The 22,908-nt window shown below is 69.0% G+C and carries 18 protein-coding genes; 6 read left to right on the top strand and 12 right to left on the bottom strand.

What is annotated here, in order from left to right; genetic code table 11:
* Positions 1-32 precede the first annotated feature (32 nt).
* Positions 33-1,259 (top strand): glutamate--cysteine ligase, encoded by a 1,227-nt coding sequence (locus HMPREF9056_RS05680; RefSeq protein ID WP_009403688.1) that lies wholly within the window; start codon positions 33-35, stop codon positions 1,257-1,259.
* A 28-nt stretch (positions 1,260-1,287) separates the two neighbouring features.
* Here the strand turns inward: HMPREF9056_RS05680 and HMPREF9056_RS13605 are convergent, their stop codons facing one another.
* Positions 1,288-5,082 carry an ABC transporter ATP-binding protein gene (locus HMPREF9056_RS13605; protein WP_009403686.1) on the bottom strand — a complete coding sequence of 1,265 codons (3,795 nt, stop codon included), beginning with the start codon at positions 5,080-5,082 and terminating at the stop codon, positions 1,288-1,290.
* 120 nt (positions 5,083-5,202) lie between these two features.
* Between HMPREF9056_RS13605 and HMPREF9056_RS05665 the strand changes: the two genes are divergently transcribed.
* Positions 5,203-5,955: a TetR/AcrR family transcriptional regulator gene (locus HMPREF9056_RS05665; protein ID WP_009403683.1), complete on the top strand. Its 753-nt coding sequence runs from the start codon at positions 5,203-5,205 to the stop codon at positions 5,953-5,955.
* Here the strand turns inward: HMPREF9056_RS05665 and tsaD are convergent.
* Complete coding sequence (tsaD, locus tag HMPREF9056_RS05660; RefSeq protein ID WP_009403681.1) at positions 5,949-6,995, bottom strand: tRNA (adenosine(37)-N6)-threonylcarbamoyltransferase complex transferase subunit TsaD; 1,047 nt, start codon at positions 6,993-6,995, stop codon at positions 5,949-5,951. The genes HMPREF9056_RS05665 and tsaD overlap by 7 nt on opposite strands.
* A gap of 144 nt (positions 6,996-7,139) precedes the next feature.
* On the opposite strand from tsaD, the gene HMPREF9056_RS05655 reads away from it, so the two are divergent.
* The 3 genes from HMPREF9056_RS05655 to HMPREF9056_RS05645 all read left to right on the top strand — a co-directional run bounded on the left by HMPREF9056_RS05655 (position 7,140) and on the right by HMPREF9056_RS05645 (position 9,519).
* Positions 7,140-7,757 (top strand): DNA-3-methyladenine glycosylase I, encoded by a 618-nt coding sequence (locus HMPREF9056_RS05655; protein ID WP_009403678.1) that lies wholly within the window; start codon positions 7,140-7,142, stop codon positions 7,755-7,757.
* A gap of 92 nt (positions 7,758-7,849) precedes the next feature.
* The gene (locus HMPREF9056_RS05650; RefSeq protein ID WP_009403676.1) at positions 7,850-8,539 is read left to right on the top strand and encodes an HAD-IA family hydrolase; all 690 of its coding nucleotides are present in this window, start codon (positions 7,850-7,852) and stop codon (positions 8,537-8,539) included.
* A gap of 431 nt (positions 8,540-8,970) precedes the next feature.
* Positions 8,971-9,519, top strand: a complete 549-nt coding sequence (locus HMPREF9056_RS05645; RefSeq protein WP_253269950.1) for a hypothetical protein — start codon at positions 8,971-8,973, stop codon at positions 9,517-9,519.
* Positions 9,520-9,640: 121 nt separating this feature from the next.
* Here HMPREF9056_RS05645 and HMPREF9056_RS05640 read toward each other — a convergent pair whose 3' ends face one another.
* The 9 genes from HMPREF9056_RS05640 to HMPREF9056_RS05600 all read right to left on the bottom strand — a co-directional run bounded on the left by HMPREF9056_RS05640 (position 9,641) and on the right by HMPREF9056_RS05600 (position 20,243).
* Entirely contained in the window at positions 9,641-10,411 is a 771-nt protein-coding gene (locus HMPREF9056_RS05640) for a succinate dehydrogenase/fumarate reductase iron-sulfur subunit (protein WP_009403673.1), read from the bottom strand.
* The gene (locus HMPREF9056_RS05635) at positions 10,408-12,408 is read right to left on the bottom strand and encodes a fumarate reductase/succinate dehydrogenase flavoprotein subunit (RefSeq protein ID WP_009403671.1); all 2,001 of its coding nucleotides are present in this window, start codon (positions 12,406-12,408) and stop codon (positions 10,408-10,410) included. The genes HMPREF9056_RS05640 and HMPREF9056_RS05635 overlap by 4 nt, the downstream gene beginning before the upstream one ends.
* 12 nt (positions 12,409-12,420) lie before the next feature.
* The gene (locus HMPREF9056_RS05630; protein WP_009403670.1) at positions 12,421-13,173 is read right to left on the bottom strand and encodes a succinate dehydrogenase cytochrome b subunit; all 753 of its coding nucleotides are present in this window, start codon (positions 13,171-13,173) and stop codon (positions 12,421-12,423) included.
* 392 nt (positions 13,174-13,565) lie between these two features.
* Entirely contained in the window at positions 13,566-14,159 is a 594-nt protein-coding gene (locus HMPREF9056_RS05625) for a GNAT family N-acetyltransferase (protein WP_009403668.1), read from the bottom strand.
* A 22-nt stretch (positions 14,160-14,181) separates the two neighbouring features.
* A complete protein-coding gene (gene tsaB / locus HMPREF9056_RS05620) occupies positions 14,182-14,964 on the bottom strand; it encodes a tRNA (adenosine(37)-N6)-threonylcarbamoyltransferase complex dimerization subunit type 1 TsaB (protein WP_009403667.1) in 783 nt (260 codons plus the stop codon).
* 9 nt (positions 14,965-14,973) lie between these two features.
* Positions 14,974-16,077: a hypothetical protein gene (locus tag HMPREF9056_RS05615; protein ID WP_034513988.1), complete on the bottom strand. Its 1,104-nt coding sequence runs from the start codon at positions 16,075-16,077 to the stop codon at positions 14,974-14,976.
* A complete protein-coding gene (gene tsaE, locus HMPREF9056_RS05610; RefSeq protein WP_009403665.1) occupies positions 16,074-16,706 on the bottom strand; it encodes a tRNA (adenosine(37)-N6)-threonylcarbamoyltransferase complex ATPase subunit type 1 TsaE in 633 nt (210 codons plus the stop codon). The genes HMPREF9056_RS05615 and tsaE overlap by 4 nt, the downstream gene beginning before the upstream one ends.
* A gap of 52 nt (positions 16,707-16,758) precedes the next feature.
* On the bottom strand, positions 16,759-18,069 hold the full coding sequence (gene alr / locus HMPREF9056_RS05605) for an alanine racemase (protein ID WP_034514068.1): 1,311 nt from the start codon (positions 18,067-18,069) through the stop codon (positions 16,759-16,761).
* A gap of 125 nt (positions 18,070-18,194) precedes the next feature.
* Positions 18,195-20,243: a bifunctional ADP-dependent NAD(P)H-hydrate dehydratase/NAD(P)H-hydrate epimerase gene (locus HMPREF9056_RS05600; RefSeq protein ID WP_009403663.1), complete on the bottom strand. Its 2,049-nt coding sequence runs from the start codon at positions 20,241-20,243 to the stop codon at positions 18,195-18,197.
* Between the two features lie 178 nt (positions 20,244-20,421).
* Here HMPREF9056_RS05600 and HMPREF9056_RS05595 point away from each other — a divergent pair, with 178 nt between their 5' ends.
* Positions 20,422-20,901, top strand: a complete 480-nt coding sequence (locus tag HMPREF9056_RS05595) for a holo-ACP synthase (RefSeq protein ID WP_009403661.1) — start codon at positions 20,422-20,424, stop codon at positions 20,899-20,901.
* Between the two features lie 59 nt (positions 20,902-20,960).
* On the opposite strand, the gene glmS is transcribed toward HMPREF9056_RS05595, so the two are convergent.
* Complete coding sequence (glmS, locus tag HMPREF9056_RS05590) at positions 20,961-22,865, bottom strand: glutamine--fructose-6-phosphate transaminase (isomerizing) (protein WP_034513986.1); 1,905 nt, start codon at positions 22,863-22,865, stop codon at positions 20,961-20,963.
* Between the last annotated feature and the right edge of the window lie 43 nt (positions 22,866-22,908).

Genomic DNA, 22,908 nt, shown 5'->3' with positions numbered 1-22,908 from the left:
GGACCGACGGAACCCGAGGAGACGACCAGGACATGCAGGACATGAACCAGAGCACCGCCCCCGCCCTGGCGGACTCGCAGCTGCCGCCGGCTCGCCGGCCCCAGTCCCTGCCCTTCGCCAGCTCAGCCCGGTCCACGCTGGGCGTGGAGTGGGAGCTGGCCCTCATCGACCGAGACAGCCTCGACCTGCGTCAGTGCGCCGAGGAGATCCTCCAGAAGGTGGGACCGGACCCGCACGTGCACGGCGAGATGATGCTCAACACCATCGAACTGGTCTCCGGAGCGCGCCGGACCGTGTCGGAGTGCGTAGAGGACATCGCACTCGCCTTCGACCGGGTCCTTCCAGTCACCGACCCGCTGCGCGTGGACCTGGCCTCAGCCGGTACCCACCCCTTCGCGGACCCATTGGTGCAGAAGGTGACCAATGCCGAGCGCTACGCCCGTCTGGTGGACCGCACCCGGCTGTGGGGTCATCAGATGCTCATCTTCGGCACCCACGTGCACGTCGGGGTCGAGGACCGGGCCAAGGTCCTGCCGATCCTCAAGGCGCTGCTCACCCGCACCGCCCACCTGCAGTGCCTGAGCGCATCCTCACCGTTCTGGGCGGGTGCGGACACGGGATACGCGGACAACCGGGCCATGATGTTCCAGCAGCTGCCCACCGCCGGCGCCCCCGAGCAGTTCAGCACCTGGGAACAGCTGGAGAGCTACACCGGGGACCTGGTGCACACCGGCGTCATCGAGGACTTCACCGAGATCCGCTGGGACGTGCGTCCCTCGCCACGACTGGGCACCATCGAGATACGGGCGTGCGACGCCGCCACGAACCTCACCGAGCTGGCCGGAATCGCGGCGCTGACCCAGTGCCTCGTGGAGTCCTTCTCCCGCACCCTGGACCGGGGCGAGGATCTCGACGCGATGCCAGACTGGTACGTCGCCGAGAACAAGTGGCGCTCGGCCCGCTACGGCATGGACGCGATCCTCATCGTCAACTCAGCCGGCGAGGAGGAGCTTGTGGGCGACACGGTGGAGCGGATGCTCACCGAGCTCACGCCAGTCGCCAAGGACCTGGGCTGCGCCGCCGAGCTGGACTCCGTGCGCGCCACCCTGGAGACAGGGGCCTCCTACCAGCGCCAGATCGCCGCCGTCAGAGCCTACGACGGGCAGAGGGAGGCGGCCGTCAGGCTGCTGCTGGCCGAGGCCCGTGCCGGCAGGCCCCTGCGTCCCACCGAGGTGCTGTCGCTGGCGGCCAGGTCCTGACGAGTCCCCCGAGGCACGCCTCGCTTTTCTACACGAGAGCCCAGCCGCGGGCGCGGGTGCGCTGCTCCCAGAAGCTCCGGTAGGGGCCCTCCACCTCCACAAGGTCCTCGTGCCGTCCGCGCTGGGCGACGTGCCCGGCGTCGTCGAGAACGATCACCTGGTCGGCGGCGGCGATCGTCTCGAGCTTGTGGGCGATGACGATGAGTGTCGAGGTGCGTCGCAGCTCCTCCATGGCGGCCACGATGTTGGCCTCGTTCTCCGCGTCCAGGGCGCTGGTGGCCTCGTCGAGCAGAACGATCGGCGCACGTTTGAGCAGTGCCCGGGCGATGGAGACGCGCTGGCGCTCGCCCCCGGACAGGGCACGCCCACCCTCTCCCACACGGGTGTCCCAGCCGTGTGGCAGCCGTTCGACGATCTCAGTGACGCCGGCCAGGTCCGCTGCCCAGCGAATCTGCTCGTCATCGGCCACCGGGTTGCCGATGCGGATATTGGCGGCCAGGGTGTCGTCGAAGAGGTAGACGTCCTGGAACACCATGGAGAGCTGCTCCATGAGCTGGGCGGTCGGCATGTCGCGCACGTCCGTGCCGCCCACCCGCACCGTTCCCGAGTCGACGTCCCAGAAGCGGGCCAGGAGCCGCGCGATAGTCGTCTTGCCGCTGCCGGAGGGCCCCACGATCGCGCACATGCTGCGCGCTGGGACGTCCAGCGACACCCCGTCCAGCACGGGCATGTCGGTCCGGTAGCCGAAGACGACGTCATCGAGTCCGACGGCGCCGGGTTCGGGCAGGTCGGTGCGGCCCTCGGGCTCGGCCATGAGCTCGGCATCCATGACGGCATCGAGGTGGTTCATCATCTGGCGACGTTCCTCCATGCCCATGACGTTGGCGCCGATCTCATCAATCATGGTGGTGAAGCGCAGGCACATGCCGATAATGGCCACGGCCACGAGCGGTTCCATGGTGCCGCCGACGGCTCGCGAGGCCGTCAGGGTGATCAGGGCGACGATGATGACCTGACTGAGGGCACCATTGACGATGTTGCCCGCGGTCTCCCACCACAGGGCGCGTCCGGAGGCCCGGGCACCGTCGTCGAAGGCCGCGGTCAGGCGGCTGTAGCCGGTGGCGGCCCGGCAGGAGCGCAGGGCGCCCTGGCATCGGGCGATCTCGACCACCCGGGTGGCGAGCTCGCGCTCGGCGGGCTCGGAGATCGACTTTCCGTGGTCCAGCAGGCGGCGTGCGATACGGACGAACCCGGCGAGCACTGGCGCTGCGACCGTCAGCAGGAGGCCCAGGCGCCAGTCCCATGCCCACGAACCCGCCCAGACGACGACGCAGGCCGCAGTCGTGGAGGTGAGCCTGTACATGAAGTGGGCGGCGGACTCTCCCAGCGACACCATCTCCTGACTGACGGCCCGGGACAGGGTTCCAGCGGAGTCGGAGGTGAACCAGCGCAGCGGGAGGCGAGCTATCTGGTCACCGACCGCGTGGTGGACATCGTGCATGAAGCCGAGCGCCCCGGACATGCCCTTGCGCTGTCCCTGGAACTCCAGCGCGGCCGCCCCGATGCCGAGGACGATCAGAATGAGGAGCCAGTTCCCGAAGGACAGGCCCCAGCGGGGCGCACCGGAGCCCAGAGACACCGTTGCGGGCAGGAGTACCAGAAGCGCCAGCCCCACCGTGATCCCATTGGCCGCCGCCAGGATGAGGCAGCTGCGCGTCCGCCGCCAGGAGGACTCGACCATGAGCCGGTGGAAGCGGGCCAGCAGCGAGCGGGTGCTGCGCGGGGAACCCGTACCGGCCGGCCCCCGGGTCACGGTGACGTCATCCGCCTCGTCCTCGGCACGAACCGAGTCGGGGCTGAGAGCCGGCGAGCTCGTAGAGCTCTTGGCGGTCTTCTCCGTGACCGGGGTCTCGACGTCGTCGAGCTCACCGGTCTGCCGCAGAAGAGCACGGTAGTGGGGCTCATCCAGCAGGTCGTCGTGGCTGCCGCAGGCCACGATGCGGCCACGGTCCATGACGGCGATGCGGTGGGCACCACGCACTGCGGCTGGACGGTGGGCGATGACCAGGACGGTGCGATCCTCCACCAGGGCGCTCAGAGCCTCCTGGATCTCAGCCTCGGACTCGGGGTCGGCCATGGCGGTGGCCTCGTCGAGCAGGATGACGGGGGTGTTCAGCAGGATGGCGCGGGCGATGGCGATGCGCTGCTCCTGCCCGCCGGACAGACCCGTGTCCTGTCCCAGAACGGTGTCGTAGCCGTCCGGCAGGGCCATAATCTCCTCGTCGATGCGGGCGACCCGGGCGGCGGCGCGCACCTGCTCCAGGTCGGCGTCGGGGCGCCCGAGCGAGATGTTCTCCCGCACTGTGGTGCCCAGCAGCTGGGCGTCCTGGAGGATGAAGGAGACGGTGGAGTACAGGGTGTCCTCATCCATGTCGCGCAGGTCCACCCCGCCGATGCGCACGGCTCCCGCGTCGGGGTCAGCGAAGCGGGCGATGAGGGTGGCCAGCGTCGACTTGCCCGAGCCGGAGGGGCCAAGCAGAGCGGTGACGGTTCCGGGTTCCAGAATGAGGGAGGCGTCGTCGACGGCGAGGGTGTCCCCGTAGGAGAAAGAGACATGCTCGATCTCCACCCTCGCCGACTGGGGCCGCTCCGGAGAGTCCGATATGGGCAGCACGGGGGTGTCGAGGACCTCGCACAGGCGCAGCGCCGCCGCTCCGGCCAGTTGGTAGGACCAGGAGATCGACGCGACGGTGGTGAGAGCACCGGGGAGGACCAGGGCGATGAGGGTGGTGGTCAGGACCTGGGGAAGGGTGACCGTCCCGGCATGCATGAGCAGCGCCCCTCCACCGAGATTGACCAGGAGCAGCACCGGGATCGACACCCAGGTGAAGGACAGGCAGGCGACGGTCACCAGGGGCATCGCCCAGGCCCGGTAGAAGGAGGAGAACTCGTCGGCCGCAGTGAGGTAGGCCGAGTGGGCGCGCCCGACGCGGCCGAAGGCCTTGACCACGCCGATACCGGAGACGAACTCGACCATGCTGGAGGAGACCGCGGCCAGCTTGCGGTCCATCTCGACGGTCTTCTCATTCATGCCCCGTAGGGACGCGGAGTAGGTCAGCACGTAGAGGATGAGCGTGGACAAGGCCAGCAGGGCCAGGCGCCAGTCGATCCAGAAGGCGCAGATGAGAAGCGCCAAGGGAGTGACGATGGCGTTGAGGCGCTCGACGGGGCCGTGGGCGATGACCGTGTGCACGGTGGTCGTGTCGTCCTGGACGGCCTTGCGGATACGTCCGGAGGTGGATTCGGTGAACCAGGCCAGTGGGGCGTGGGAGATGCGCTCGACGATGTCACGGCGCAGCCGGTCCCGCAGGGAGAGGTCGGCCAGATGGGTGATGAGCAGCGCCATGAAGTACAGGAGCAATCGTGCGGAGTAGGCGCTCACAAGCACCATGACGGCACTGTGCACGCGCTGCGAGTCGGGGCTCACGCCCGCCCGGTAGGCGTCCAGGAGAATGTCACCGAGCTGGACCAGCGCGATATAGGGCGCAACTGCGAGGACCGCGGAGAGAAGGACGAGAACCTGCCCGATCCGCAGCCTGATACGGATGGGGGCACCCAGGCGGGCGATGGCGGCCTGTCCCTCACGGGAGCGCTGGGCATTGCCCCCCGTTCCCGTCTGTGCGCTCGCTTCCGGACCGCCAGAGTCGGCAGGGTGAGATTCGGCGGCGCGCTCGACCGTAGGGGCCGGCTCGGCGAGCAGTGACTGGGACGTTACGGGCTGAGATGTCGACGGCGGGGCCGACGGCGTTGTCTGCTTGCTCATCAGGAGCCTCCATCCAGTGCCAGATCTAATACTGAAAGGCCTTCAGTCCTGGTTAAGGTGCACCTTACTCGCTCTGCTGAACCACGGGCAACCATTCTGCGAACGCATTACGGTTGGACCATGACACGACTGGGCAAGCCCACGGGCCCACGGCCCGGGTTCACGCGCGACGACGTGGTTGAGGCTGCGCTCGGGCTCGGCATCGCGGAGTTCACGCTCACCGCCGTGGCCAAGCGGATGGGCGTGGCGGTCTCCGGGCTGTACCGGACGATCTCCTCGCGTGAGGACCTCCTGGCCGCCTGCCTGGAACGGATCGCCGCGCAGGTCGACGTCCCCCGTTCCGAGGACAACTGGCCTGACGCGGTGCGAGCTCATGTCGAGTCCGTCTGGGGAATGCTTGAGGACTATCCCGGTCTGGCCGGTGTCATCATGAGGGTGCCCTGGGCGCATCAGCTCTTCGCCGGGCCGGTGTCCCAGGCGTGTCAGGTCCTGGTCGACGGAGGACTGGGGGCCGAGGAGGCCGGAGTGGTTCTGGACTTTGTGGGCGACACCGTCATCTCCACGCATGCACAGATCGAGATCATGCGCTCCCCCGTCGGACGCTCCGGGCTGTCCGCACCGACTGCAGGGCAGGAACCGGAACCGAGCGCCTTCTCCTCCGGCCGAGACGACTCCACGGGACTGGAGGAGGCGAGTCGGCTCGCGGCTACCAAGCGGGCACCGGATCTGCCGGAGGCGCTGACTCCGAACGAGAGCTGGCTGGACCGGGGCGGCCTGGACCGCAAGATCGAGATCATCATCCGGGGCGTCGCCGCCGACCTCGACCTGAACGCGCCGGAGCCGGCTTCAGTGAATGTCAGCTGGCGTCAGTGAGCGATACTGACATCCAGCGGCATTCCTGAGTCTGGGGCGAAGCCCATGGGGCTGGGGGCCACGCCGGCGCGCACGGCCGCTGAGCCCAGGGCGGCGATCTGAGCGCCGTTGTCGGTGCAGAAGCGCAGCGGCGGCAGGCGCAGGGTGATACCGGCGGCCTCGCAGCGCTCGGCGGCCAGGGAGCGCAGGCGGGAGTTGGCGGAGTAGCCGCCTCCGACGACGAGCGTGTCGCAGTCGTTGTCCAGACAGGCCTGGACCGCCTTGGCCGTCAGGGAGTCGTTGACGGCCTCGGAGAAGGCGGCGCAGACGTCAGCACTGGGGACCTCCTGGCCGGCGTCCTCCAGCGACTCGACGTAGCGGGCCACCGCGGTCTTGAGCCCGGAGAAGGAGAAGTCGTAGCGGTGACGCTCCTTGTCCTTACCGGCGGCCAGCCCCCGAGGGAAGCGGATGGCCGTGCGGTCCCCCTCCTGGGAGAGCCGGTCCACGTGCGGGCCGCCGGGGTAGGGAAGCCCCAGGAGCCTGCCGACCTTGTCAAAGGCCTCTCCCGCAGCGTCGTCGAGAGTGCCACCGAGCTCGACGACGTCGGTGGCGATGTCTCGGATGCTCAGGAGATTGGAGTGCCCGCCGGAGACGATGAGGCCGATGAACCGCTCGGGCAGGGGGCCGTCAACCAGCTCGTCGACCGCCAGGTGCCCGATGACGTGGTTGACGCCGTAGATCGGCCTGTCCAGGCTCGCGGCCAGCGCCTTGGCGGCGGAGATGCCGACGGTCAGGGAGCCGATGAGTCCCGGACCGGCGCACACGGCGACGGCGTCGACCTCACTCAGGTCGACGCCGGCCCTATCCAGAGCGGCGTCGAGGGTGGGCAGGAAGGACTCCAGGTGGGCTCGCGAGGCGATCTCGGGGATGATCCCGCCGAAGCGCGCGTACTGGTCCATGGAGGTGGCGGTGACGTCGGCGAGGAGCTCGCGGCCGCGCACAAGGGCCACGCCGGTCTCGTCGCAGGTGGACTCGATGCCGAGGATGAGGGGGTCACTCACAAGCCCACAGCCTATCGCTTGCCGATGCAGGCGACGGACAAGGCCAGGCGAAGCGGGCACGGGCCGCGAGGCCGCCGTCACCGCTACCGTTGGGATGAGCCGACCGGGATGCGGTACAGGTGAGACGAATGAGGAGGCACTGCAATGACCGAGCCCGACAACCCGGGCCTTGTGGTGGGCGACGACGGCCTGGCCAGACCGGCCTGGGCGACCAGCGACCCGTTGCTGCGCGAGTACTACGACACTGAGTGGGGCATGCCGGTGCGCGACGAGCGGGGCGTCTTCGAGCGGCTGAGTCTGGAGGCCTTCCAGTCGGGCCTGTCCTGGGCCACGATCCTGCGCAAGCGACCGGCCTTTCGCCAGGCCTTCGTGGATTTCGATCCCAAGGCGGTGGCCGGCTTCGGGGAGGCGGACGTGGACCGACTGCTGGGCGATGCCACGATCGTGCGCAACCGGGCCAAGATCCTGGCCACCATCACCAATGCTCGCGCGACGCTGCGCCTTCGGGAGGCGAGTGACGTCGACGGCGGTCTGGCAGGCCTCGTGTGGTCGTTCCAGCCGGAGGCCACTCCGCGGCCGCACCGGCTCGCGGACATCCCCGCTCAGTCGCCTCAGTCAGCGGCCCTGTCCCGCGAGCTCAAGCGCCGAGGTTTCCGCTTCGTCGGTCCGACGACGATGCACGCCCTCATGGAGGCGATCGGGATCATCGACACCCACCTGGTCGGCTCCCACCGCCGCGGCACCTCCGGGGTGTGGGCATAGCCCAGCCTATGCCGCCTCCTTCGTTGATACCCTGGACGACACTCGCATCCGTGTTTCCTTCTCCTTCCATCGGTCTCACCTCAGGAGGCACCGTGACCGTTCAGCTGCTGTCGTTGTCGGACAGCTCCACCGAGGAACCGGTGCCCCTGGCCCGGGCAGAGGCGGTCCTGTGCGACATGGACGGCACGCTGGTGGACTCCTCGGCTGTCGTGGAGTCGATGTGGAGCTCCTTCGCCCGTGATTACGGCATGAGTGAGCGCTTCGACGAGATCATGGCCTACTCCCCCGGCCGTACCGGCATCGACACGATCCGCCGGTTCCTGCCGGACCTGGCGGCGGAGGAGCAGGACGCCATCCACGAGTGCTTCGCCCGGGAGGAGATCGTGCGCACGGCGGGGAGGATGGCGGAGATCCCCGGCGCTGCGGCTCTGGTGACCGCACTCATCGAGGTCGGTGTTCCTCTGGCCCTGGTGACCTCTGCTCCGATTGAGCTCATGCGGGTGCGCATGGAGGAGGCCGGGGTCCCCATTCCCTCCGTCGTCGTCTCCGCTGAAGACGTCGAGCGCGGTAAGCCGGACCCCGACGCCTACCTCATGGCCGCCGAGCTCCTGGGAATGCCGATCGCCTCCTGCCTGGTGCTGGAGGATGCCGCCTCCGGTTATATCGCCGCCCAGCGCGCCGGCGCCCAGATCCTCCTCGTGGGCGACGGCGTCCCCGAGGCCGATCCGAGCACACCGCGGATCCCCGACTTCACCGGGGTCAGTGTCACCATCGACGGCTAGCGCCCGACGTCGAGCCGGGCATTCTTCGCGTGGCCCTACGGAATTTCTGTTGGTGTACGCGAAGAATGCCCTCTTCGCGGTTGGGTACCGGGCGGCGTGATTCTGGTACGCGCCGGTTTCCACAGACGGGTATCGACACCGCCAGTCCACAGAGCATCTGATGCCAGTTCTCACGTCTTGAGCTCAACCCTCACGCTGGTAGGCATGACCACCGGCATCTGACCCTCATCCGGGCTGCGGTGGCCAAGGCCCACGGGGACCTGGTCCTGCTCGGCCCGTCGGCGGCCGTGTGGCTCGGGCTCCCGCTGGTGGGGCGCATTCCGAGGCGGGTTCAGTGCCTCGGACGTCGCACGGATCGATCGAGCACCGCTCTTCTGCAACGTCGGGAGAGAACCGGGCTCGGCGCATTGGAAACGGTCAGAGGAGTCTTGGTGTCCAACGCCTCTGACACAGTCGTTGATCTGGCCCGGTGGGGTGGGCTCACCCAGGGCGTGTGCGCCATGGACGCCGCCCTGGCCGGCCGCCGGTGCACCCACGCCGAACTGACCGACGCCGTCGACCGCCTCCCCACCGGCGCCCGCGGCATCCGCAGCGCCCGCACCGCCGCCCACCTGGCCGACGAGAGCGCCGAGTCCCCCGGCGAGTCCGTCTCCCGCATCCGCATGTGGCAGGCCACCCTGCCCCAACCCGCCCTCCAGCACGAGGTCCGCATCGACGGCGAGCTCTACCGCCTCGACTTCCTCTGGCCCCACACCATGGTCGGAGGCGAGTTCGACGGCCGCATCAAGTACGCCAAGAACAGCTTCGGCAAGGACGCCGACGACACCGTCTGGGACGAGCGCCAGCGCGAGCTCGCCCTCATCCGCGCCGGATACGACGTCGCCCGCTGGACCTGGAAGGACGCCTGGCCCAACGACGCCCCCACCATGTGCCGCGAGCTCGCCCGCCACGGCATCCACCCCACCGGGGTGCGCTGGTAGAACCGGCAGAACCGGACACCGCTGGAACACCGCCGAGCCGGGCATTCTTCGCGTAGCCCTACAGAATTTCTGTTGGGGTACGCGAAGAATGCCCGGCTCGGCGTATGAGGCAGGTCAGAGGTCAGTGGGCGTGCTGGCCCTTCCACAGGGCATGACCGAGGTCCCGGTTGAGGCGTGAGATGACCTCGAGCGGCACCGACTTGGGGCACACGGCTGCGCACTCACCAATGTTGGTGCAGCCGCCGAAGCCCTCGGCGTCATGCTGATTGAGCATGCTCACCACACGGGCGAGACGCTCGGGCTGGCCCTGCGGCAGCAGACCCAGGTGGGAGATCTTCGCTCCCGTGAACAACATGGCCGAGGCATTGGGGCAGGCGGCCACGCAGGCACCGCAGCCGATGCAGGCGGCGGCCTCGAAGGCGGCGTCGGCCCTCTCCTTCTGCACGGGTACCGAGTGGGCCTCGGGGGCACCACCGGTGTTGACCGAGATGTAACCGCCGGCCTGGACGATGCGGTCCAAGGCGGAGCGGTCCACGATGAGGTCGCGCAGCACCGGGAACCCGGTGGAGCGCCACGGCTCAATCGTGATGGTGGAGCCGTCCTTGAAGGAGGGGTCCTCCGCCAGGTGGCGCATGTGCAGCTGGCAGGTGGTGGAGCGGATCGGCCCGTGGGCCTGCCCGTTGATGACCACGCCGCACTGACCACAGATACCCTCGCGGCAGTCGGAGTCGAAGGCCACCGGCTCCTTGCCCTCGGCGAAGAGCTGCTCGTTGAGCAGGTCGAGGACCTCGAGGAAGCTCATGTGCTCCTCGATCCCGCTCATGGCGTACTCCTCGAAGTGGCCCTTCGAGTCCTTGTTCTTCTGGCGCCAGATCTTGAGCTTGATGTTCACTTGTAACTCCGCTGCTTGAGCTCGATGTCCTTGTAGACGAGGTCCTCCTTGTGGAGGATCGGCGGACGGTTCTCCCCGCCCCACTCCCAGGCGGCGACGTAGAGGAACTCGTCGTCATGCCGCAGGGCCTCACCCTCAGGCGTCTGGGACTCCGCCCGGAAATGGCCGCCGCAGGACTCACGCCTGTGCAGGGCGTCGATGCACATGAGCTCGGCCAGCTCGAAGAAGTCCAACAGCCGCCCGGCCTTCTCCAGGGCCTGGTTGAGCTCATCGGCCTGGCCCGTGATGCGGGCATCGCGCCAGAACTCCTCCTTGAGGGCCCGTATCTGCTTGATGGCGTCGCGCAGACCGGCGTCACGCCGCTCCATGCCGCAGTACTCCCACATGATGCGCCCCAGGGCCATGTGGAAGTCGTCCACGCTGCGGGAGCCCCGCAGGGCCATGAGGCGGGCGACGCGTTCCTCGACGGACCGCTTGGCCTCGGCGATCTCGGGGGCGTTCGGATCGACCTTGCCTAAGCGCAGCATGTCCGCCAGGTAGTCGTTCATGGTGTCGGGCAGGACGAAGTAGCCGTCGGCCAGCCCCTGCATGAGGGCCGAGGCACCCAGGCGGTTGGCGCCGTGGTCGGAGAAGTTGGCCTCTCCGGCGATGTAGAGGCCGGGGACGTTGGACTCCAGGTCGTAGTCCACCCACAGGCCACCCATCGTGTAGTGCACGGCGGGGTAGATGCGCATGGGGACCTCGTAGGGGTCGTCCCCGGTGATGCGCTGGTACATCTCGAACAGGTTGCCGTAGCGGGCGGAGACGGCGTCCCTGCCCAGGCGGCCGATGGCCTCGGAGAAGTCCAGGTAGACACCGCGCCGCATCATGCGCTCGTTGCCGTTGGGGTCCCGCTCCTTGATGGCCGGTCCCACGCCGCGGCCCTCGTCGCACATGTTCTTGGCCTGACGCGAGGCGATGTCACGCGGCACGAGGTTCCCGAAGGCCGGGTAGATGCGTTCGAGGTAGTAGTCACGCGCCTCCTCGGGGATGTCGCGCGGGTCCTTGTCGCAGTCCTCAGCCTTCTTGGGCACCCAGATGCGTCCGTCGTTACGCAGCGACTCACTCATGAGGGTGAGCTTGGACTGGAAGTCACCGGACTGAGGGATGCAGGTGGGGTGGATCTGCGTGTAGCAGGGGTTGGCGAAATAGGCGCCCTTGCGGTGCGCGCGCCAGATGGCGGTGGCGTTGCATCCCATCGCGTTGGTGGACAGGAAGAACACGTTGCCGTAGCCGCCGCTGGCCAGCACGACGGCGTCGGCCAGGTGGGTCTCGATCTTCCCGGAGACCATGTCGCGGGTGACGATGCCACGGGCACGGCCGTCGACGATGATGAGCTCGACCATCTCGTGGCGACGGAACTCCTTGACCGTGCCGGCGTGCACCTGACGCTCAAGGGCCTGGTAGGCGCCGATGAGGAGCTGCTGGCCGGTCTGTCCGCGGGCGTAGAAGGTGCGGGAGACCTGCACGCCACCAAAGGAGCGGTTGTCCAGCAGGCCGCCGTACTCACGGGCGAAGGGGACGCCCTGGGCCACGCACTGGTCGATGATGTTGGCCGAGACCTCCGCCAGGCGGTAGACGTTGTCCTCACGGGCGCGGTAGTCGCCGCCCTTGACCGTGTCGTAGAAGAGGCGGTAGGTCGAGTCGCCGTCGTTGCGGTAGTTCTTCGCGGCGTTGATACCGCCCTGGGCGGCGATGGAGTGCGCCCGGCGAGCCGAGTCCTGGTAGAAGAAGACCTTGACGTTGTAGCCCTGCTCACCCAGGGAGGCGGCAGCGGCGCCGCCGGCCAGGCCGGAGCCGACGACGATGATGTCCAGCTTGCGGCGGTTGGCGGGGTTGACGAGCTTGGCCTCGAACTTGCGCTGCTCCCAGCGCCTGTCGATCGGGACGGAGTGCGGGGCCTTGGTGTCGGCGATCTTCTCGCCCTCGTAGTACAGGCCGTCGATAAGTTCAGTCATAGTCGTTCACTCTCAGTGGGTCGCCGCAACACACTCGGCGAAGTGCTCGGCGGAGGAGCCGATCGCGTCACAGAACTGCGGGTAGTAGTCGGCAGCGGTCATGGGGGCGTCGACATAGCCGAAGAGGATCGCCGTCGGGACGGCCATGAAGCCTGCGAACAGCGCGAAGGCCACGACGAAGGCGATCAGCCGGATGAAGGGGATGGTGCCTCCTCGCACCGCGCCCAGCGTCTGGAGGGCGGACCATACGCCGTGCCACACGTGCAGACACAGGGCCGCCAGCGCGATCGCGTAGATGAGCCATACCCACCACAGCTGGAAGCCGTAGTACATGTTGAGGTAAGCGCGTCCATGCACGTACTGGCCCCCCGGCGTCAGTGACAGGGTGGTGAACTGCAGGATGTGCCAGATGATGAACAGCAGCAGGATGACGCCGCCCCAGCGCATGGTGCGCATGGCGTAGCGGGAGGCGAAGTACTCGGCGCCGGGCTTCTTAACGGCGTACTTGTCATTGCCACGAGCCCGCTTGTTGCGCACCCACAGGTGGAAGGCGCTGCCGGCGTGAACCAGGAGACAGGCCATGAGCGCCAGGCGGAGGATCCACAGGACGCCGCCATAAGGCATGATCGGCACCAGCAGCGCTCGCAGGAACACGGCGTAGTGATCGTAGGCGACCTCACCCTCGAAGTAGTGAAGGTTGCCGTAGGCGTGGAAGAGGACGAAGAACAGGAACACCAGCCCCGAGATCGCCATCATGCGCTTCATGAAGACGGTCGTGGAGAAGGCGGTCCGCCTCTTCAGGGAAGGAGCAGATGTTTTGGCCACGGCAAAAGGCTAGCCGCGCTCAGGCACCCATTGGTCCCATCCGGGCCTCCACCAGCGCAGATACGTCGATCATCCGCAGAATCGTGGGGATTTCGTCAGGCCTCAACTTCGGATTCAACGCCGCTGAATATGTGGTCAGCACGACCTGAGGCCGCCTTTTCGTCATGAGGGTGTCAGACAAATCTGTGAGGTCTCAGACAATCGGGCCATTCGAGGCAAAGGACCGTGTTTAAGGCCGGCACCTGCCGTGGCTATCTAACCTTCGCGACCGTTGCAATCCTCCTGGTCGGAAATAGCGGTCCATCCGGCTCAGCCCACCCGTCTGTTCCGGGTCACTCCGAGGTCGTCTCTCTGACTTCATGGGCTTCGCTCGTCCCGACCGGGCCCAGGCGCGGGCGCAGCGTCAACCGCATGACCACGGCGTCCTCGGGCGGCGCCTGGTAGTAGCGGCGACGTCGGCCGATGGGAACGAACCCGTGCCTGGCATAGAGCCTCTGGGCGGACTCGTTGGACTGGCGCACCTCCAGCAGGACGTCAGGACAGCCTGTCCTTCGAGCAGTGCCCACGAGCTCGGCGAGCATGCGAGAGGCCAGTCCTCGGCCACGCGCCGCTGGGACGGTGGCGATGGTCAGCAGGTCGGCGCTGGTCAGGCCGCCGGCGTGGTAGAGCCCGGCGTATCCCAGGAGCCGCGGCTGCATCCTTCCAGCGTCTGCACCGGTCTCCACAGCGGCATCATCGGACTCGATAACGACGTAGCGGCGGTCGGCCTCGGCTCCCTGAGAGGCCTCCAGCTCGGTGGCCAGCAGGCCTCGGCTCCAGGCCTCGGCCCCGAACAGCTCGCTCTCAAGGCGGGCGATGGCATCCAGGTCCCCCTCGGCCATCTCCCGCAGCCCGGGTGCCCGTCCTGCGTTCTTCGCCTCGGACATCTGAGTCACCCTGGGCCTACGTTCAGCGCACGCGCTTGCGGGCAGCGGGCACCTGCACATCGGCGTGGCGCAGGTAGAGCGGCTTCGTACCCAGCTCCTCACCGCGGTCCAGACGGGCCAGGGCGATGCGCACCTGCGTCAGAGCGTCACCGGAGACGGGGGCGAGCGCCTCGTGGCAGGAGGCCAACTCCGCCAGCTCGGGGTAGAGGGCGACGCCGGAACCGGCCACGACGTCGACGTTTCCGTCCGCACCGACCTGCCCCGGTGCCTGCTCGGCAACGCGTTCGGCGACCTGAGCCGGAGGGCAGACACTGATCTCGGTCAGGCGGGTGACGTCGTCGGGTCCGTTGGCGCGGAAGAGTGCCCCGTAGACCTCCCGCCTGCGGGCGTCGGTAGCAACCAGGACGACGGGGGCCCGCTCGACACCGTGGGCTCCGAGCTCGTCGAGGGCTCGGCGGGCGACGGCGTCGAGGCTGGAGACGCCGTGGACGGGCACGCCGCGGGTGCGCCCGACGACCTCTGCCGTCACCAGTCCGGCCCTCAGCCCGGTGAAGGGGGCCGGCCCGATGGCCGCGACGACGGCGTCCAGTGGACAGTCGGCCACGTCGGGGGCGGACAGCGACTCGGAGAGCATCTGCCCCAGGGACTCGGCGTGCCGGCGGGTATTAGTCTGCTCGGCCTGGGTCAGCACTCGCAGGGCGCGTCGGCCGGTGGCTGAGTCGGTGTCGGCGGCGTCGACGGCCTCGGCCGTGTCGACAACCGCGAGCTGTGTCCCCAGGGAGGAGTCGATGGAGAGGATTCGCACCGGGCCAGCCTATGCCCTCGGGTCCCGAGGATAGTTGGCGCGGCTCTCGGGGATCGTGTCACCCAGGGTCTCGCCGCCAGTCGTGCCTGTACCGGCATCCCCCTCGGTCCCGTCTCCGAGGAGAGACAGGTCGATGGCTGCGCGGGGGATGCCCCGCCGTACCGCGACGCCCCGCTCGTCGGGCTCGTCCCGGCTGAGTCGGTCGGCGCGCTCGGCCATGTCGGCGCGGTTGCGGGCCTGGCGCAGCGGCGCGGTCACCTTGCGCTCGTGGCGGACCGTGATGATGACGGTAACGATCCCGACGACGACAACCGCAAGGACCGGCCCCCAGATCGCCCAGCCGCCCGTGGCGGAGCGCGCCTCGCTCTGCGTGGCGGCGGTCTTGGGCTTGGAGCCGGCGCGCTCGCGCAGGATCTCCCCGTAGTCGCTGAGCTCGATGGGCCCTGCCAGGCGTCGGGTGGCGGCCTCCCCCAGCGCCGTCACCGTGGTACCGCGTAGCGAGTACCAGGCGTTGGCATTGCGGTCGTGGATGAGCTGGGCGTCGCCCATCTGGTCGACGTCGATGGCCAGGTCGTCGTCGAACACGGGAGTGCAGGTGGCACGGCCCTTGTCCTTGACGACCTCGAGCAGGCCGACAGGCTTGCCGGCCGCGGAGACGGTCGCGGCCCAGTCCCCGGTGTCGACGGGCTGGGCGGAGGGCTGGGAACCATCGAGGAAACCGGGCGCCCAGGCGTAGACGCTCCTTAAGTCTCCGACCGTGATCTCACCCTGCTCACCGGTGCTCTGGCGCACCTGGGCGACACAGTCGCTCTCCATGAGGGACTTGGCCGAGCTGCGCGAGTCAGCGCCCGCTGAGCCTGCCGAGCCATCCGTCGGGCTCCCGGCGGGAGCGGCCGGCGTGGTCTGGGCAGTCGAGTCGGAGGTGGCAATGTCGCCGGCGCCGGTGGACGGCGGGTCCGTGACGGCCCGTGCCGCTCCCGCTACCAGGAAAGTGACGGACAGAAGGGCGATCACGAGCACGAGGCCGGCAAGGCTCGCCAGGTGCCCACGGCGCCAGGCGCGCGAGATGGGAATCGCGTCGCAGACCGGTGCAACCGGAGAAGGCGTGTTCACAGTGGCGCTCCAGGCTGGTAGGAGGTGACAGCGGCCAGCGGGCTCAGGTCGACGCCAACCCATCGCGGGCCGAGGGCACGTACGACGACTGTTCGCCTGCCATCGTCGACCTCGCCCAAATCCACGACCGGATCCTCCGTTGCCGAGCCATCCGGAGGATCGGAGCCGGCCTGGACGGCGCCGAGCCCCGAGGCTCCGACGGCGCCGTGAGGGCGAAGCACCTGGACCTCCAGGCGGTCGGGGCTCAGGGCCTCCACCTTCTCCTCACCCCACTCGACCAGGGTCACCGACCGCTCCAGGGAGGAGTCCAGGTCGAGCGCGTCGATCTCCTCCAGGGAGGCGATCCGGTAGGCGTCGACGTGGATGAGGTCGGGCCCCTCGGACAGCGAGGGGTGCACACGGGCGATGATGAAGGTGGGTGAGGAGACGCGGCCACGCACTCCCAGGGCCGCGCCGACGCCCTGAGCCAGTGTGGTCTTACCGGCCCCCAGCCCACCGGAGAGCATGACGAGGTCGCCGGCCCCCAGCAGGAGAGCCAGGCGGGCGCCAAGGGCTCGAGTCTCATTGGCGTCACCGGTGGTGACGGTGATCTCGGAAACGGTCTCAGGTGCATGTGGTGCACCGCTCATGTGTCCTCCTCATCCGTCCAGGGGATCGGTGATACCCGACGTCTGCCGTCCTCTAAGGGCGAGCGTAGTCGCCACCGGCCCCGGCTCCGACGTAGCAGCGCGGGATACGAGCGCCGAGCCGGGTCACGATCTCGTAGTTGATGGTGCCGCAGGCCTGTGCCCACTCATCCACCGTGGGCACGGCCTCCTGTCCCAAGGCGTCCGGGGCGCCCCAGAGCACGGTGGTGTCCCCGACCTGAGCCGGCGCCGGCAGAGAGGAGCCGGTCTCATCCTGGGCCGGACCGAGGTCGATGACCACCTGATCCATGCATACCCGGCCCACGATGGCGGTCATCATGCCGCCGATCCCCACCGGACCGGTCGAGCTGGCAGCACGGGGGACGCCGTCGGAGTAGCCGAGCGGGACGAGTCCCACCCAGCGGTCGGTGGGGGCGCTCCAGGTGCCTCCGTAGGAGACGGCCTGTCCGACGTCGATGCGTTTGACCTGCACCAGCTCGGACTCCAGGCGCATAGCCGGCCGCAGCCCGAGCTCGGCACCGGTGGTCACGGACGGGTCGGGGCTCAGTCCGTACAGGCCGATTCCCGCTCGCACCAGGTCCATGCGAGCCTCCGGGTGCCACAGGAGCCCTCCGGTAGCGGCCAGGTGGTGGATGGACGGGGTAAGGCCCGCCTCACACACGATCCGCTCGGCCTGCCGGTACCGCACCAGGTGCTCCTCGGTGGAACCGCTGGTGGGCTCGTCCGCGCGGGACAGGTGGGACCACAGGCCGACGACGTCGACCGCCCCCTCATCCACGGCCCGTCTCAGCGCGGCAGCCAGAGCGGGCAGGTCCTCGGCCATGGCGCCGCCGCGCGACATACCGGTGTCGACCTTGAGGTGGAGGCGCGCCGTCGTCGCCTGCGCCCGGGCCGCAGCCGCCAGGGCCTCGAGCTGGGACAGGGTGGAGACAGAAAGGTCCAGGTCTGCCTTGAGGGCGGCGCGCAGGGGTGAGTCCTCGCAAGCCGCCCGGGCGGGATCCATAACGGGCAGGAGCCAGCTGAGGACCCGGGGAGCCTGCCCGGAGGGCTCCTCAACGGGCCGAGCCACGCCGGCCTCATCGAGAAGTGCGCGCAGGGTAAGGGCCTCGGCGAGCTGGGCCACTCCCAGCCAGGAGGCCCCCGCGGAGAGGGCCGTCAGGGCGATCGGCCCCAACCCATGACCGTAGGCATCGGCTTTGACCACGGCCATCCACGGCACACCCGCCGTCTGCGCCAGGAGCCGTCCGTTGTGGGCCACGGCCTCCAGGTCGATGACGGCTCGGGAGGTGGCCGCTGCGGGCAGCGCCGACCGGTCAGGCCCGGTTTCCGTGGTGGTGGACGAGATCGTTGCTGCTGGGTCCGTTGAGGTGGTCACGGCGCGATTGTCGCACTGGGTGGCCGGTGGCGAACCTGTTTGCTCGCGCACTCGACCATCCGCATCGCCCGGTTGACGCCGGTGGCCGCCATGGCTCAGTGGTGCGGGACCGCCTGAAGCCAGTTGAGCTCGAGGCGGGCCGGACCGAGGGATGAGGCGATGTCGAGGGCGGCGACCGGGTGCCCACCAGCGCCGACAATGCCGGCTCCTTGCGGCACTGCGGCGGCGTAGGCACCGGCGAGCGCGTGCAGCCTGACACCTGCGGCCACCGAGTCGAGCACGGCATCAACCATCGGGGCCTGCAGACCTCCGGCCAGAGTGCCGGACGCCGAGTCCGCATCCGGAGGTGCATCAGTGGCTGCATGTGTCGTCCTCCGCTCCCAGCGGGCGGCGACTCCGGCCAGGACAGCGCCCAGGACGCCGGCGAGCACGTCCCCGCTTCCGGCGGTCGCCATCCAACCTGGTCCGCAGTCCACGCTGACCAGAGGATGGTCAGGGACCGCAATGAGCGTGGTGGCACCCTTGAGCAGGACAGTGGCGCCGGTGAGGCGGGAGAGCTCCCGGACGGCGCGGGCAGGGTGAGCCTCAACACGATCGCGATCCCACCCCCGAGGTGTCTGCGCGGGCGTCTCCGCTCCCGTCAGTGCGGTCAGGAGGGTGGCGGCCTCACCGGCGTGCGGGGTCAGGACGTGAAGCGGCGTGCAGCGCAGGCCCCCGGTGAGGAGCTCAGCCAGGATGCTCAGCGCTCCGGCGTCGATGACGGCAGGCAACCCGACCGCCGCTGCGCTGGCAGCGCTCCCGGTTGTCCTCTCACCCACCCCGGCATCGTCGGTATCGTCGGCATCATGGCCGCTCCTGCTGCCGCGCGCGGGAGCGAAGGTGGGACTCAGGACGTCCCGCAGCTCCTCGGTCCTGGCGGTGTCGTCAGGGTCGATCCCCGGCCCTAGGACGAGCGCCTGGCTGCGTCCGACGGCTGGAACGACCTCTGGCCGAGCCGCCAGAACAAGGTCCTCCACGCGTCTAGGCGCGGCCAGGCGCACCATGCCGGCTCCGGCGCGCACCGCGCCGTTGGCGGCCAGGACGGCCGCACCGGGGTAGGTCTCGCTGCCGGCCCACAGGCCGACAACGCCGCGAGTGTACTTGTGGTCATCGGTGCCGGGTTCGGGAACGGCTTGTGACAGGTAGTCCCCGAGGGCGCCATCGACGGGACGGCGGGCGATGGGTTGGCTCGTCGGTGCGGGTAGCCCGAGGGGAACGACCTCGACGACGCCGCACAGGTGCCGGGCCGGAGACAGGCACAGACACCCCTTGAGACAGGTGAAGGTGATGGTGCGGTCGGCGGCGAGGACCGGACCATCGACGGTGCCGTCGTCGACGCCGGTTCCGCTGGGCAGGTCGACGGCGACGACGCGCAGCGGGCGCCTGCCCGGTGACCCGGCCGCGATGAGCGGGGCGATGAGAGCGGCTGCGTCGGACCGCAGCGGCCCGGTGGCCCCGATGCCGGTGAGTCCGTCGAGGACGAGTCCCCCGTGAACGAGGAAGGCCTCGACGGCGGCGATGGCCTCAGCACCGTCCCAGTCAGCCCCATCATCGCTGCGGTAGCCGGCGCCGTGGATGATGACGCCGTGGCTGCGGGCCTCCTCAAGGGCGACGGGGTGGGGGTGCTCGGTGGCCAGAACGGCGGTGACCGCACAGCCGTTGTGCGCCAGCAGGCCTCCGGCCAGGAGGGTGTCGGCCCCGTTGTGCCCTCCGCCGACCAGAAGAAGTACCGGCGCCCCCGAGATCCACCCCGGACTCACGTAGGCTCCCGCCCTGTCGGCTGATACCCCCGACGACGTTGCCGGTGAGCCCGGTGACGCCGGTGAGGCCGGAGAGCCCGGCACTCCGGCGGGGCTGGCCGGGGCAGAAGGCGCGTAGGCGGGCCGGGCGGGGGCAACCGCAGCGCCGGGAGCCGTGGGGCCCTGACGCAGCTCGCGCAGGGCGGCCCGGGCCACCGCGTGGGCGGCGGCTCTCATGTAGCGGTCGGTGCCCGCGGTGACAGGCGCTTCCGCCGCCGCGATCTCTTGGGCCGGCCAGGCGCAGGTCATGGGATCGATGACGTCGTCGGAACGCGTGAAGTCGTTGAGGTCACTCACCTGTCCCATTGTCCTCCGCTCATCACTCCTCGCCCCTCCAGCAAGGTTCTGAGACGGAAGGTTTCAGAAAATGAGACTCTCTGAGTAGTTGCCGCAGTCTTCGAGCACCGAGGAAGAAGTTGTCCTTTCCAGAAGTAGGCGGCGCGTTCAGCCCTCACCACCCCCGCTGAACCGGCACAATGGCCGAGTGATCCGCGCAGTAGGGACTGACCTGGTCGACGTCACCCGCCTCGAAGGCTACATGGACCGGGTACCCGGCCTGCGCGAACGTCTCTTCACCCCCGCGGAGCTGTCGGTCTGCCGGAAGCGGGCCGCCTCCCTGGGAGCGCGACTGGCCGCCAAAGAGGCGGTTCTCAAGGCACTGGGATCGGCCCACGCCGAGCTGGGGCTGGATGCGCCTGAAGGTTGGGAGTACAAGGACATCGAGGTGACCTCGACCCCCGGCACCCCGCCGCGGCTACGCCTGACCGGGGCAGCCGCGATGGCCGCGCGCCAGGCCGGCATCGGCCACTGGCACCTCTCACTGGCCCACGACGGCGGCATGGCGCAGGCCTTCGTCGTCGCCCAGGCCGACCACGTCGACAACGACGACAACCTGGCCCTGTCCTCCCAGCGCTCCGAGGCTCGCATCAAGCCGCAGGTCAAGTCCCTGCGCCCAGCCCTGTAGACGCCGAGCCCCGGAAGATCCGGGGCTCGGCGCGGCTGAGGGGTGACTCGCCGTCGGACCTACTCGACAGTCACGGACTTGGCCAGGTTGCGGGGCTGGTCGATGTCCAGGCCCTTGGCCCCGGCCAGGGCGGCGGCAAAGACCTGCAGCGGGACCACAGTGAGCAGCGGCCACAGGATCGTGGGGGTGGCGGGTACCCGGATGATGTGGTCGGCGAAGGGCTCGACATCGACGTCGCCCTCCTCGGCGATGACGATGGTGCGCGCGCCGCGGGCCCGGATCTCCTGGATGTTGGAGATGACCTTGTCGTGCAGGACGGGGCGGCGCGGAGTGGGCACAATGACGAAAACCGGCAGACCCTCCTCGATGAGCGCGATCGGGCCGTGCTTGAGCTCACCGGCGGCGAAGCCCTCAGCGTGGACGTAGGCGAGCTCCTTGAGCTTGAGCGCGCCCTCCAGTGCCACAGGGAAGCCGACGTGGCGGCCCAGGAACAGGAAGGAGGACTTGTCCGCCAGCTCAGCGCCCAGGTCACGCACCCCGGCCTCCTGGTTGTCCAGGACGTGCTGGATACGGTCCGGCATGGCAGCGAGGTTGTCCAGGTACTCGGCGACCTCGTCGGGCCACTTGTTGCCGCGCAGCTGGGCCAGGTAGAGACCCAGCAGATAGCAGGCGGTGATCTGGGCGAGGAAGGCCTTGGTGGAGGCCACGGCGACCTCGGGGCCGGCATGGGTGTAGAGGACGGCGTCGGCCTCGCGGGCGATGGTTGAGCCGTAGGTGTTGACGATGGCCAGGACCTTGCTGTCCTGCTCACGGGCGTGGCGCACCGCCTGGATGGTGTCCATGGTCTCGCCGGACTGGGAGATGGCCACAGTCAGCGTCTTCTCGCTGACGACCGGGTCGCGGTAGCGGAACTCGTGGGCAAGCTCGACCTCAACCGGGATGCGGCACCAGTGCTCAATGGCGTACTTGGCGACGTGCCCGGCGTAGGAGGCGGTACCGCAGGCGATGACGATGATCTTGTCGACGCTGCGCAGGACGGCAGGGTCGATGCGCATCTCGTCGAGCTGGAGCTCGCCGCGCTCGTCGACGCGACCACGCAGGGTGTCGGCCACGGCAGTGGGCTGCTCGTGGATCTCCTTGTCCATGAAAGTGTCGTAGCCGCCTTTGACGGCCGCGGAGGCGTCCCAGGAGACCTCCCAGGTCTTGGGCTCGACGTCGTTGCCGTCCTTGTCCCAAACGTGCACGGCGTCGGCGGTCAGGAGGAGGACCTGGTCGTCGTCGACCTCGGCGGCCTTCTTGGTGAAGGCGACGAAGGCCGCGACGTCGCTGCCCAGGAAGTTCTCACCCTCCCCCAGGCCGATGACCAGCGGGCTGGAACGGCGGGCGGCGACGATGGCCGCGGGGGCCAGGTCAGTGACGGCCAGGAGCGCGAAGGCACCCTCGAGACGGTCGGTGACGGCCTGCATCGAGGCGACCAGGAGCTCGGCGACCCGGGCCGGGTCGGAGGCGGCGGACGGGTCCTGGCGCAGACGCTCGGTGAAGTCGATGTCCAGGACGTGGGCCACGACCTCGGTGTCGGTGTCGGAGAGGAGCTCGCGCCCAGCAGCCTCGACCTCCTCTCGCAGCGGACGGAAGTTCTCGATGATGCCGTTATGGACCACGGCGAGGTGGCCGGCGCGATGAGGGTGGGCGTTGACCGTCGTCGGGCCCCCGTGAGTGGCCCAGCGGGTGTGTCCGATGCCTGCGGTAGCGGGGGCCGGCGGGGTCGACTCCAGCAGCTCGCGCAGGCCGGCGAGCTTGCCCGCCTCCTTGACAACATCCAGGCCGGCGGGCCCCACCAGGGCGACGCCTGCCGAGTCGTAGCCGCGGTACTCCAGACGGCCGAGGCCGTCCATGAGAACAGTAAGAGAACGGGAGGAACCAGTTTCAGTCAAAGGGCCGACGTGGCCGACAATTCCACACATGGTCCGATCGAATCATGCTGACGCGGCGTTGACAACGAGCGCC

Origin of the sequence: Actinomyces sp. oral taxon 170 str. F0386, from assembly GCF_000195595.1 — a bacterium.
Classification (GTDB): Bacteria; Actinomycetota; Actinomycetes; order Actinomycetales; family Actinomycetaceae; genus Actinomyces.
The sequence above is the reverse complement of the archived record's forward strand: the minus strand, read 5'-3'. Positions and strand labels throughout refer to the sequence as shown.